This is a genomic window from Leptospira saintgironsiae (assembly GCF_002811765.1).
GTDB classification, from domain to species: domain Bacteria; phylum Spirochaetota; class Leptospiria; order Leptospirales; family Leptospiraceae; genus Leptospira_B; species Leptospira_B saintgironsiae.
The window spans coordinates 44,287-57,467 of the sequence record NZ_NPDR01000011.1; the positions used below are offsets into that span (position 1 = coordinate 44,287).

Annotated in this window: 10 protein-coding genes; 4 read left to right on the plus strand and 6 right to left on the minus strand. The window is 41.4% G+C overall.

The window, feature by feature from the left end; translation table 11 throughout:
• Positions 1–8: 8 nt before the first annotated feature.
• From lpdA to CH362_RS17625, 4 genes are all read right to left on the minus strand, one after another.
• Positions 9–1,412, minus strand: a complete 1,404-nt coding sequence (gene lpdA / locus CH362_RS17610; RefSeq protein ID WP_100711627.1) for a dihydrolipoyl dehydrogenase — start codon at positions 1,410–1,412, stop codon at positions 9–11.
• Between the two features lie 15 nt (positions 1,413–1,427).
• On the minus strand, positions 1,428–2,678 hold the full coding sequence (odhB, locus tag CH362_RS17615) for a 2-oxoglutarate dehydrogenase complex dihydrolipoyllysine-residue succinyltransferase (protein WP_165780290.1): 1,251 nt from the start codon (positions 2,676–2,678) through the stop codon (positions 1,428–1,430).
• A gap of 141 nt (positions 2,679–2,819) precedes the next feature.
• Positions 2,820–5,276 carry a penicillin-binding protein 1A gene (locus tag CH362_RS17620; protein ID WP_100711629.1) on the minus strand — a complete coding sequence of 819 codons (2,457 nt, stop codon included), beginning with the start codon at positions 5,274–5,276 and terminating at the stop codon, positions 2,820–2,822.
• Positions 5,273–6,226 carry an MBL fold metallo-hydrolase gene (locus CH362_RS17625; RefSeq protein WP_100711630.1) on the minus strand — a complete coding sequence of 318 codons (954 nt, stop codon included), beginning with the start codon at positions 6,224–6,226 and terminating at the stop codon, positions 5,273–5,275. The genes CH362_RS17620 and CH362_RS17625 overlap by 4 nt, the downstream gene beginning before the upstream one ends.
• A gap of 97 nt (positions 6,227–6,323) precedes the next feature.
• Here CH362_RS17625 and CH362_RS17630 point away from each other — a divergent pair, with 97 nt between their 5' ends.
• Entirely contained in the window at positions 6,324–7,163 is an 840-nt protein-coding gene (locus CH362_RS17630; RefSeq protein WP_100711631.1) for a rhomboid family intramembrane serine protease, read from the plus strand.
• A gap of 12 nt (positions 7,164–7,175) precedes the next feature.
• On the opposite strand, the gene CH362_RS17635 is transcribed toward CH362_RS17630, so the two are convergent.
• Both CH362_RS17635 and CH362_RS17640 read right to left on the minus strand, forming a co-directional pair.
• Positions 7,176–7,970, minus strand: coding sequence for a hypothetical protein (locus CH362_RS17635; protein ID WP_100711632.1), 795 nt, complete (start codon positions 7,968–7,970; stop codon positions 7,176–7,178).
• Positions 7,967–8,650, minus strand: a complete 684-nt coding sequence (locus CH362_RS17640) for an SGNH/GDSL hydrolase family protein (protein ID WP_100711633.1) — start codon at positions 8,648–8,650, stop codon at positions 7,967–7,969. Before CH362_RS17640 ends, CH362_RS17635 begins: the two co-directional genes overlap by 4 nt.
• A gap of 296 nt (positions 8,651–8,946) precedes the next feature.
• On the opposite strand from CH362_RS17640, the gene CH362_RS17645 reads away from it, so the two are divergent.
• From CH362_RS17645 to CH362_RS17655, 3 genes are all read left to right on the plus strand, one after another.
• Positions 8,947–9,780, plus strand: a complete 834-nt coding sequence (locus CH362_RS17645; RefSeq protein ID WP_100711668.1) for a lipoate--protein ligase family protein — start codon at positions 8,947–8,949, stop codon at positions 9,778–9,780.
• 26 nt (positions 9,781–9,806) lie between these two features.
• Positions 9,807–11,054: a serine hydroxymethyltransferase gene (gene glyA / locus CH362_RS17650; RefSeq protein ID WP_100711669.1), complete on the plus strand. Its 1,248-nt coding sequence runs from the start codon at positions 9,807–9,809 to the stop codon at positions 11,052–11,054.
• 127 nt (positions 11,055–11,181) lie between these two features.
• A complete protein-coding gene (locus tag CH362_RS17655; protein WP_100711634.1) occupies positions 11,182–13,152 on the plus strand; it encodes a hypothetical protein in 1,971 nt (656 codons plus the stop codon).
• Positions 13,153–13,181 lie beyond the last annotated feature (29 nt).

A 13,181-nucleotide genomic window follows, 5' to 3' on the forward strand; every position in this document is an offset into this window, starting at 1 on the left:
GATCTCCCCTAAGCGTGAATTGCCCACTTGTCTACGGCCATTGCGGCCTCTTTTACGACTTCGGACAATGTAGGATGTGCGTGGAAAGAACGTGCTATATCTTCTGAAGAAGCACCGAACTCTACTGCAACCGCAAGTTCAGCGATCATATCCGAAGCTCTAGGTCCGAACACAAACGCTCCTAATACCTTATCCGTTTTTTTATCTGCTAAAATTTTGACTTGGCCTTCCGCTTCGTTCATAGCCTTAGCTCTTGCATTAGGCTTGAATAATGACTTACCAACTTTGTATTCTACACCGGCAGCTTTTAGTTCTTCTTCACCTTTTCCAACCCAAGCCATTTCAGGCCAGGTATAGATAATGCTTGGAACCGCAGCGTAATTAACATGTCCGGATTGACCTGCGAGTAATTCAGCAAGTGCAACACCTTCTTCTTCCGCCTTATGAGCAAGCATAGGTCCGTCGATTACGTCCCCGATTGCGTAGATACCAGCCGCGCTAGTTTGGAAATGAGAATCTACTTTGATCCTTTTTCTTTCTGTTAATTGGACCCCGGCAGCTTCTAATCCGATCCCATCGATAAATGGTTTACGGCCGACTGCCACAAGCACAACGTCCGCATCCAGTTCGGATTCTTTTCCATCAGGTGCAGCAATCTTTACTTTAGCACCTGATTTAGAAGCAGTCGCCCCTAATACTTTATGTTCGAATAAGAAATTAAAACCTTGGGACTCTAAACTTCTTTGCAGCAAGCTACCAAAAGATCTGTCTACTGTAGGAAGAAGCCCTGGTAGTAGTTCCACCACTGTGACTTCTGCCCCGAGTCTTCCCCAAACGGAACCTAACTCCAAGCCGATGACCCCAGCACCGATCACTACCAGTTTTTTAGGAACTGATCTTAAATCGATTGCATGGTCAGAAGTGATGATCGTTTTTCCATCCACAGGTAAACCTGGGATATCTATTGGAACAGATCCTGTTGCCAAAACGATATGTTTTGCACTAAGAACTTCTTTTTTGCCGTCAGCGAGAGCAACTTCTACCTGGCCGCCTCCGAGCAATTTCCCAAAACCCTCATAACGAGTGATCTTGTTCTTTTTCATCAAGTAGTCTACACCGTCTGTGACTTCCTTAACGATAGTGTTCTTACGTTCCATGAGTTTGTTTAAGTCCAGAGTAACTTTGCCAACTCCGATCCCATGGATATCAGTCTTATGTAAAACTTTATGATATTCTTCAGAAGAATCCAAAAGCGCCTTGGAAGGAATACAACCTACGTTCAAGCAGGTTCCCCCCAAGGTTTTTCTTTTTTCGATGATCCCGGTTTTAAGCCCTAGTTGGGCCGCTCGGATCGCCCCCACATAACCTCCGGGTCCCGATCCGATCACTAATACGTCGTATTGTTCCGCCATACTTATTAGACTTCCTTAAACTTCCAAAAGAAGGCGGGTCGGATCTTCGATCGCTTCTTTTACTTTTACGAGGAAGGTAACTGCTTCTTTTCCATCCACAACTCTATGGTCATAAGAAAGAGCAACATACATCATAGGTCGGATCACGATTTGATCGTTCACTACTACTGCACGTTTTACAATATTATGAAGTCCTAAAATTCCACTCTGAGGTGGGTTCAGGATAGGAGTGGACATCATGGAACCGTAAATCCCTCCGTTGGAGATGGTGAATGTTCCACCTTCCATATCGGAAAGATCTATTTTTCCATCTTTCACCTTATTGGCGAGGCGAGCAATTTCGGATTCTACTTGAGCGAAGCTTAAAAGATCTGCATCACGAACAATCGGAACTACGAGTCCTTTTGGACCTCCAACAGCCACACCGATATCGAAATAGTTTTTATAAACTAGATCAGTACCGCGAATTTCTGCGTTGATTGCAGGAACAAATTTTAAAGCTCCAATTACCGCCTTAGTAAAGAAGCTCATAAATCCTAAATTGATATTATGCGCGTCTTTGAACTTGTCCTTATACTTAGCGCGAAGATCCATCACAGCACTCATATCCACTTCGTTAAAAGTAGTGAGAAGAGCTGCATTATGTTGAGCCGCAACTAAACGATTCGCAATTGTTTGGCGAAGTTTAGTCATCGGAACTACGTTTTCTCTCGGAAGATTACTACGAGAAGCAGCAGGAACCGCTTTAGGAATTTCAGGAGAAGGTGCAGACTTAGCCGCTGCAGGAGCCGCGGAAACTGCGGCCGCAGGTGCTGACTGTTTATTTGAAATTGCGTTTAACACATCTTCTTTAGTGATCTGTCCGTTCTTACCGGAGCCAGAGATAGAAGCAGGATTTAATCCGTTATCATCTATTAGTTTACGAACAGCAGGAGGAAGTGTATCGTTCTGCGTTGCGTTAGTCGTGTTAGTTGGTGCTGTATTTGTTGTGGAAGGAGTGCTTGGAGTAGGAGTGCTTTTTGCGGAGGCAGAAGGGTCTATGATTCCTATCACTTCTTTGATCTTGACCGTCTCCCCCGATTTCTTGTTAATCTTTTGGAGAACTCCCGCCGAGGGGGCTGGTATCTCCATGGTCACCTTGTCGGTTTCCAATTCTACCAGGACCTCGTCCTGTTCTACTCGTTCGCCTTCTTTTTTTACCCAGTTTGCTATTGTTGCTTCCGTAATGGATTCACCCATTTCGGGAACCTTGATCTCTATCGACATCTTGATCCTACGGAGGTCGGTGTATACGTCCCATTCCGGGACCGCCTCCATTTCACTTTCGGAAAGCTGAAAAATTCTGTAAAGTCGTTCTTGTCAAATCGGTGTTTTGGATGAATTTTCCCGAAATCACGCTAAGGTTTTTTAGTCCGCTTGCGGTTTAAATTTACGTTCCGTTTTTCCGATCTCTTCGTCGCTGATCTGGTATTCCAATTGCAGGAATTCTCTAAAATCTATTGACTTATGATGGTCCCGATCTCCGTCGCATTGGCGATTCGGTTGGACCGATTTTGTCACACCAGCCACTGTAATCGGCTTTAAAGTCAAGTTCTGGGTAACAGGACATACTCCCGGTTTAGGAGACAATCCATTATACGCACAGGTTCCTCCACCTTGCACTTCTTCAGGCTGCGGATCCAGACCATGCTCATCCTCGAAAGTAGGATAATTTTCACCGTTATAAAAACGACGGTACATTTTTCCCCAAATAGGAACCGCAAGAACTCCTGCAGCCTGACCTCTTCCGAGTGAGATAGAACTCTTATCAAATCCAAGCCAAATGACAGTGGTTAATTTTGGATCGAATCCGCAGTACCATGCATTTGTAAAAGAAGAAGTGGATCCTGTTTTTCCAGCAGCAATTCCTTTGTAATTTCCTTGGTCAGGAGAATGGAGTCCGTTTGCGGCAGTCCCTCCCATAGCAACCATGGTTAACATTTTACGAAGAATATAGGCTGTTCCTTCGCTGATGATTTGGATAGAACCGTCTTCTGCTTCTTTATCTAATTCTTCTCGAACTTTTAGTTCTTCGTTATAAATTACATTTCCTGACTGATCGATCACATATCGAACAGAAAGTGGGATCACATTTCTTCCCTTATTTGCGATAATAGAATATCCCACTGCCATTTCGTAAGGAGAAAGTTCAGCAATTCCTAAAGCAAGTGCAGGGCTTGGCATAAATCTGCTCTTATCAGCTTTTGTTAAGCGAGAAGCAAAATCTATAACAGCATCGGCTCCGGTTCTCAAAAGAACCTGAACGGAAACGATATTTAAGGACATGGAAAGAGCTCTAGAAAGAGGAACCATCCCTTGGAAATCTCCGTCGAAATCCTGAGGAGACCAACCTTCTCCTTCTTCCGTTAAGGTAGTGAGTGGGGCATCCATGATCCCTGTTCCGGACCCGACGACTCTTTCCGCAATCGCAGCACCATACACGAAAGGTTTGAAAGAAGATCCAGTCTGTCTTCTCGCTTGGACTGCGCGGTTAAATTGGTTTTTAGGAGTGAATTCATAACCTCCGACCATAGTTTCTATATAGCCATTGGTATGATCTATTGTGATAGCAGCACCTTCTACGTGAAGGTTTTTACCGAATACCGCCGATCTTTTCTGGAATTCAGTGAATGCAGCAGATTCATTATCTGCAGGAAGAAGTAAACTGAGAACATCTGCTGAATCGATAAGTTCTTTTTCGAGTGCAACTCTGAAGTTGGCCTTATCATCCAAACGGCTTACAAAAGTAGGAGCCACAGGGAATAAGGAACCAATAAAATTATAAAGTCCGACAAGTCCTCGATCCGCACCACCAGCATAATTTACTGTTACACCTGAAACCAGGTCATCGTGTTTTTTGAGAGCCTTACGAAGTTCGTCTTGAGCGATTTCCTGTTTACGGATATCCAGAGTGGTGTAAATTTTAAGACCACCACTATAAATCCGATCTTCTCCCAATTCCTTTAATAATCTCTGTCTTACAAATTCAGTAAAATGGGGAGCCCTGTTCAGCTTGGTACCCCAAGTAGATTGAGAAGGAGATTGAGTAATTACGATCGGCCAGTATTTTTCCCAGAATTCATCATGGATGCTTTGGACCTTATCACTCGGAACAAATCCCTGAGAAGCCATAAGTTTAAGAACTTCTATATGAGCTCTTTTAGAAGCCGCCGGATTTTTATAAGGAGAATAATCTACAGGAGCCTTAGGGAGTCTTGCAAGAAGTGCAGCCTCTGCCACATCTAAGTCAGAAACATCCTTATGAAAATACACATCTGCTGCAGAAGCAAGACCTGTCGTTCCATGTCCTAGGTATATTAAGTTAAAATAAATTTCTAATATTTCTTCTTTAGAATATTCTTGTTCGATCTGAAGAGTAAACAGAGCTTCTACGAATTTACGAATAAAAGATTTTTTCCGGTTATTTAAAACAGTTTTGGCTAACTGTTGAGTAAGAGTGGATCCACCCTGTTTGATCCTTCCTGAGATCACATTGACTGCTGCCGCGCGAAGGATTGCAGAGAAATCTATCCCAAAGTGATTGAAAAAATTATTATCTTCTACCGAAAGGAATGCTTGTATCACATGAGGAGGAATATCTTGGTATTTTAGAAGTTGTTGTTTATGGCGATACAACTCTGCATACACCACACCATTGATATCATATAAACGAGTTGGAGTAGTTGGCTGGTAGGAAGCAAGAATTGCAAGCTCCCCTCCCTCATCCACTTCTGCGATAATGTATCCGAAAAATAGACCGCCTAGTAAGGCTAATACCAAAAGTGTTTTTGTAGCTCTGTGAATTCCTTCGCTAAATAGATTCATACGAGTTTGAATTTCATTCCTTCTCTAGCCAGTACAATGGATAGGTCCTTAGCTCCAAGATTTTCAGCATGGGTTCTGGCGTCATCCAAGATGATGGCTAAAATTTCGTCAGAATAGGCAGGTTCATGGTGGGTCAAAGCCAGTTTTTTGACCTCCCAAGAAGAAGCACAATTAACCGCCATTGTATAAGAAGTATGGCCCCAATCGAATTTTTGAAAGGATTCGTCCAAAGTGTACTGAGCGTCCAAAATCAAAAGATCTGCACCTTTAAAGAATGGTTTTTGCTCTTGGATTAAAGGAAAATCCTCACCATTATACTCAGCGTCAGTGGCAAAAATAAAACTTTTCCCATTTTCGGTGAATTTGTAAGCGATGGAGCCTCCGGGATGTTTAAGAGCGATCCATTCTATCTTAACTCCGCCGATTTCCAGGACTTCTCCCTTTTCTAGCCTATGAAAATTTCTTTCTGAACCAAAATGATCGAAATGGATTGGGAAAAATCTTGGCTCTTGTTGGTATTTTAATCTTTCGGGAAGATCTTCTAAGGGAGAATAGAAGGTAAACTTATTTCCAGGAATGTATAACGGTTTGAAAAACGGGATCCCATGGATATGATCCCAGTGGGTATGAGTGAAAAATACGGAAGCTTCTCCCTTTCCTTGCCCGAATTTTTCTCGGACTAAATCCTCTCCCAGGACTCTTGCACCTGTTCCGAGATCTACAACCAGCTCCACCCCGGAAGAACCAATGATCCGAACGCAGGTAGTATTTCCGCCGACCACATAATTCAAAGGCTCAGGCAACCCGTCGAACCATTCTTCGGGAGAAGAGAAAGCTTTTCCCTCCGACTTGGCGACAAGTCTCAATATGGAAATTACTTTCTCCCTGTATTCCTCGTTTGATAAGGGGGCAGGAATAGAGCCCCGGACTCCGTACAAGAAGATTTCCATCTTAGGAACATTTACTATATTTCGCCCAAACTGTCAAAGGAAACAAAATTCGGATTTAGGTTGTCGTTCGAAAGGAAAAAAGAAAACTAGGAAGGCAATGGCGTCTTTCTCTAGCGGATTCGGTGTCTCAACCTCTCCCCTCGTTCGTAAACTTTTGATCTTAAATATAGCGATTTTCGGGATAGAGTTTCTTCTAAGCCTGATCGCCCCTTCTGTTCTTTTGGCCATCCTAGGGCTATTCGGACTGACTCCAGGACTCGTCCTAGAAAAGTTTTTCGGCTGGCAGTTACTGACTTACAGCTTCTTCCATTCCCCAAATATGTTAATCGGATTCTTATTCGAGATGTTCGCATTTTGGATGTTCGGCTCAGCACTTGAATCTCATTGGGGAGCCAGAAATTTTTTACGTTATTTTATGTTCTGTATCTTCGGAGGTGGGGTCGCAACGATACTCGCCTCTTTATTCGGATTCCAACAAGGGACAGTGCTTGGGATTTCCGCAGTTCTATACGGACTTATCACGGCTTACGCATTGATTTGGCCGAATAGAGAACTTTTGTTTTGGGGAATTTTCCCGATCAAAGCAAAATATCTGGCAGTTTTAATATTACTCGTCCTAGTACTTTTAGGACTACAATCAGGAACTCCAATTGCAAACGGAATAGGCGGCTTCGCTGCTGGAGCAATTTACTTTCTATATTATACTAAAGTAAAGTATAGATTCGGGATCAAATTCCCAAGCTTCTCTTTTTCCAGATGGAGACAAAAAAGAAAGATGGTTCGCTGGCAAGAAGAGATGAAAACCAGAGAAGAAGCAAAGGAAGAAGTTGATCGTCTTTTAGAAAAAATTTCTAAAGAAGGAATGAATTCTCTTAACAAAAAAGAGAAAAAATTCCTGAAAGAAGCTTCGAGTAAATATTACGAAGCGAAAGATTAAATTTGGCACCTTTCACTCGAAAGAAAACAACTGCTGATACCCCATCTTAAATCCTTGGTCGTAAGTATTATCCTTTCTCATTCCGTATAAACCGCTAAAGAAAACTCTTCCTCCATCTCCGATCTTGTATTGAACTCCTGGATGAAGATTGAATGAATCAGAACGAGGAGTTGCAATCGTATCCTCTACTGCCATACGATAGGTAGTCTCCAGAAGGAGGATCCAGTTCGAATTTGTTTCGTAAGACAAAGTTGCTCCCGCTTCCATATACCGATAATATTTATCTTGGACAGGATCTCTAAATCTGGAATCAGTTTCTCTTTCGTATAAACCGAATGCTTGGAACTTAGTTCTACCAAAATCTAAGACAAAACCAAGATGAGGGCGAACCAACATTAGATCAGGATTCCTTTCTCCGATCCAAGGTTCAGATGTAGAAGGTCCGTAAACGTTTACACCTCCTCCTATTGAAAATATCCCGAAAGTGAAAAATGTTTTTAAGCCAGCCTTCCATCTATCCCAGCCACTCCATGGCGTAGCTTGGGTAGCATATTGATCTACATATCCGTAACCCGCAGAAACAGAAAAATGATCCCCTAATTTCAATTCCCCATCCAGAGAAATATTTCTATTCCGGTCATAATCCTTAGAATTCCTGTATTCTTTCGCGTCTGCACTGATTACAAAAATATTATATACCCCAACAGACTGACCCCATACAGGATAAGGGATCACGGTTTTATCGGACCCTAAAATTTCCGCGAGAGGGTTTAGGAATATTAGAAGGAACAAGAATCGATACTTCATAGATATTGTAACCAGAATTCAGGTAAACTAGCTCTTAAATATTCTCTCACTCTTTGGGAAAGAACCCCGTATCCTTCGTCTGTGAGGTGACCACCGTCCAATAACATCTCACTATGGATTAGATCCTCAGGATCGATCCTAGGTAAGAAGGTGACCTTCTTCTTCATTTCCAAGTTGATCATAGACGCAGCCTTCACGGGCCAAGGAACTTGCACGGTCCACACATTCAGAACGATAATATAGTCACAATGGTCGTTTAATATTTCCAATGTCTGAAGTTGACGTTGAACTGTCGCATCGACCTCTTCCCAACTAGGTTCTGGCTGATTGAGGAAATCATTTACTCCGCCGTTCAACATACAGGATCTGTATCTTCCTGTTTCATTTTTAGCGGCCTCTTGGATCTCGTAGGTCCTTCTACCCGGAAACGCTTTCTTATAAGTCTCGAATTCAGGGAACTGTTCTTCGACAGGCCAAAAAGCAGAGATACTATCCCCGAAAAGAGCAAAGCTAGGTTTGTATAATTTGGATCTTTTGGACTGAGTATCTTGATCTATGACACACGCCCCTAATAAAAGAGACATGGCCAAAACAAAAACTGAAAACCGATTAAAAACTCCCCCGGCTTTCGAGAGGAAAGAAAGAAGTCCTAACTTCTTTTGTAAATAAATTATATTCATTTTTCATAATGCTCTATAAATTAGGACAAGGGAAGAAAGAAGAATGTTCCAATTTTCCTAAAAATCGCGTAACGGTGACCGAAGTTCAACTAAACTTAAAGTGCACTTTAATATTATATTTTTATAATATAAATGGAACGCGGTTCATTTGTTTTAATACAAGGTGTTAAAAATTATTCCCTGAGTGAGAAAATAGAAATAGGTTTAAGACTGGTGTTCACATAGATCGATTAAGACCACAGTCCGTAGTAAAACCCATGGACGAAAACTACAGCCCAATAGACTCTGGTCTTGAAGTGTATACTTTTATAATAGATCAAAAATCTATCAGGACACCTTATTATAATCTAGCTTTGGAAGAAGCTTTCGCAGTCCAATTAGTATCTGGAGGATATTCTGGAGGGGTTCGCTTTTGGGAAGGCCCCAGGTCCATCATAATGGGTCTCTCTGAAAAACCGGAACTAAGTGCAGGAAAAGAAAATATAGAAAACTTCCTGACAACATTCCGAAAAAGACAAGCTCCTAAAAAACCCTCTACAACAGATCCAGTGTATTTGGCCAGAAGAGCAAGCGGTGGCGGAACTGTTGTCCATGAGCCTGGATGGAATCTGAACTTCAGTCTTTTTGTTTCTTTGGAAACAAAACCTGAGCTATATCCTGTCTCTAACTCTTATAATATATTCTTAGGTCTGATATCTTCTGCTTTGAATAAACAAGGTCTCAAAACAAAATGTAAGGGTAAGTCGGACCTTGCCTTGGAGCTTTCTCCAGATGTTTGGAAAAAAATTTCGGGAAATGCTCAGTTCAGAAAGAAGAACTGCATCGTACAACATGGGACCTTGATTCTGGACTCCAGACTGATCCCCTTAGTGTCGGACCTCCTACCCCATCCTCCGGAAGAGCCCGAGTATAGAAAAGGTAGAGCTCATGAGGAATTTGTGACCTCCTTACCTGCCTCCTTTTCGCCAGGAAAATTCAAACAAGACCTTTCCCTTTTATTTGCGGATTATCTGGGGGTTGAAATCCTAGGTACCGAAGCAGATCCTTCCTTCTTTCGAAACGTTCGCAAAGTGGCAGATCGGCTGTTCCAGGAAAAATATTCAGATCTAGGCTATATTCTGGGAGAATGATTCTCGCAGAGACTACAGAGGAAAAAATGAAATACCTTCCCCAACAAGACCCCGAAATTTTCAAAGCATTACAAGCAGAAGACCAAAGACAGGAACAAAACCTGGAAATGATCGCTTCCGAAAACTTCGTGTCCAGACCAGTTCTGGAAGCTTATACTTCTACACTTACCAATAAATATGCGGAAGGATATCCTGGAAAAAGATATTATAATGGATGTGTAAACGCTGACGCAGTGGAGTCCCTGGCAATCGAGAGAGCCAAAAAGATCTTCAAAGCAGAATATGCAAACGTTCAGCCTCACTCCGGAGCTCAGGCAAATATGGCAGTCTTCTTAGCTACCATGGAACCTGGAGATTCTTTCTTAGGAATGAATCTGGCTCATGGAGGACATTTAACTCATGGTTCTCCTGTAAACATCAGTGGAAAATATTATAAACCAATCCCTTACGGCGTAGATCCTAAAACAGAAACAATCGATTATGATGCTCTTGCATCTCTTGCAAAAGAACATAAGCCTAAATTGATCGTGGCTGGTGCTTCTGCATATTCCAGAACAATCGATTTTGATAAGTTCGCAGAGATCGCAAAATCAGTAGGCGCAAAACTGATGGCAGATATCGCGCATATCTCCGGATTAGTCGCTACAGGTTATCATCCTTCTCCAATCGATAGCTTTGATTATGTTACTACTACCACTCATAAAACCCTTAGAGGACCAAGAGGAGGATTAATTCTTTCTAAATTAGAAAATGAGAAAGTATTAAACTCCAGAGTATTCCCTGGGATCCAAGGTGGGCCTTTAATGCATGTGATCGCTGCAAAAGCGGTAGCATTCGGAGAAGCTTTAACTCCTGATTATAAAAAATACATTGAAACAGTACTCGCAAACGCAAAAGTTTTGGCAGAAGTTTTTGTAAAGAGAGGGTTCAGAGTAGTTAGTGGCGGAACTGACAACCACTTAGTCCTACTTGATGTTTCCGTAAAAGGCCTAACCGGGGCAAAAGCAGCAGACGGATTGGACGAAGTTGGGGTCACAGTGAACAAAAACGCAATCCCATTTGACAAAAATCCTCCAGCTGTTGCTTCCGGAATTCGTTTAGGAACTCCTGCGCTCACTACTAGAGGCCTTAAACCTGCTGATATTGAAAAAGTAGGAAATCTAATCTGCGATTTCTTGGACAATCCGGACGACGAAAAAACCAAGGAAAAAGTTAGACAAGGTGTGAAAGAGATCACCCAACAATTCCCAATGACCAATTTTAGATTGGATTAAAACTTTCAGAACTTCTCCGGGATTTTTTCCGGAGAAGTCAACGCTCCTTCTTAGAATTCCTCCTCTTCTCCCCTTCTAAACCAAGTAAACATCTTGACTAGTTTATAATTCTATTTAATATTTTTGCATGTTCATATTAGGTCAGGATTCCGGAAACCCTATCCTGATTTGGCCAGAGTTCTCTTGGACTCCAATTATCAGCGGAGCGATCTTTTTAGCGCTTCTATTCACCGTAATCTATCTATTACAACGTTATCTGCGCAGACAAAATAATCTCGCGTTAGAACATAGAGCTAAAATAGTCTCAAAACTACAGCTCCATCATTTTAATTCCAAAGATACAAACCTATTCCACACTTTCTTGGATCAGGTTGATAATTCAGATCTAAAACGATTGGCAGAAGACCCTTCCTGGTATCGAAAATATTTTCTTCCTGAGTTTTTACAGTTTCTTGCAGAACAAAGTAATCTTCCCGCATGGAAAGATATATTGATCGTACATACTTTAGATCATTTGATAGAAGATCATAAGACCACTGCTAAAAACTTTATCACTGCAATTTTAGAAACAGATTCCGAGGAAAGATTTCCCGCTTTATTAGGGATCCAAGAGCTGGATGAGAATTCCTTAAACAGAGCAATACGAGCCAGGATCTATACCAAAAAAGTAGGAGCCACATTCTCTCTCACAAGATACGAAAGAATGCAGATATTAGTTCCAGACGAGAACAAAAAATGGCTCAAGTCCGAAGCAATACTCATCTCACAAGAAGGTACAAATCTTACCTTACAAATCAAAACGGCTCCAGAAATTGATGAGAAAAAAAATGAAGAATGGATCGAAACTCCCAAAACAAGTCCGGTTGGACCGGCTCATCCTGGCGCTGTACCAGATGAATATCTAAACAGTCTTACTCAAATATTAGAATATTCCGGACTGAATCCGGGTGTTTGCGAAGAGATCACTCGACTTGTAACCGCATACAAAGAACATCCTGGGCTAATAAGAAGAAGGCATAGACAAGAAGATTATAAAATATTAATACGATTATACAAAGTTTGTTTTATAAAATTCCGTTCTCAAACCGCAAATATCCCTAAACCAGTATTACTATTGATACACTTCTTCTTTTTGGACGAAGGGTTAGTATCTGCAAAAAGATTGCAAGATCTGGAACTTGCGATCACTACATTAAAATCCTCGGTCAATGATCGCCAATACCAGGAAGTAAAACTTTCCATTCACCTTCTTCCTGATTGGTTAAATTTGATCCTGGCTGGCAAAAAAAATCCTTCTCAAAATCATTTGGGCCAAACTTACGATCAGGTCCAAAAATCAAATCTACGCTGGAACCAAGAAGCAGAAGAAAAGAATATAATGCATAAAGAATATCTTTTGCATATTCTGGACTGGGAATTAGAAAATATCCTTTATATGGGACTTTTAGGAATTTCTTTAAATCCAAATTTCGCATATCCAATCCTATCCGAAGATCAATTCTACGGAGCAACAGAATCTAATCTCACTTTTCCAAGTAAGGTTCTATCAAATGCAGAAAGGGTTTCAAAAATAGATACAAGCATCTTCCATAGAGAAGTAAGTGTAGTCTCCAGCACAGACCCAAGCAAGACAGATCAGTATAGAAAAGAATTTTTTGCGGATTGTATCCTTCTACCTTATAGCGGAAACAGAGGAGTTCTCTGGCAGGAAACAAGTGTAGGTAACCAAGATTATAGCAGATTATTATTTCCGGTAGTCATGACTGAGAATGCTACGTTAGTAGTTACAAAAACTTTGGGTGAATTCCGCTGGGAAACAGAAAGAACCGTAAGAGGCAGAAAGTGGAAAGACCCAATCCCTGCTTCCCTAACATCAGAATATTATTCTTATTTGGAAAATTTCCAAAAGAACCCAAACCTAACTGTGGAAGCCAAAAAGAGAATAGAACAACAATGGGTAAAGGTCGGAAAGAATATCAAAGATATGTTTAGTATTGACTATGCTTATTGGATCCTTCTCGAAGCAGAAGGAAAACCCAGACTCAACCGAGTAGTAAGGGAAATTTTGAACCGATTTGTTCCAATCCAAATCAAGTAGCGATTATTCTTTCACTCTTAAGACCAGAC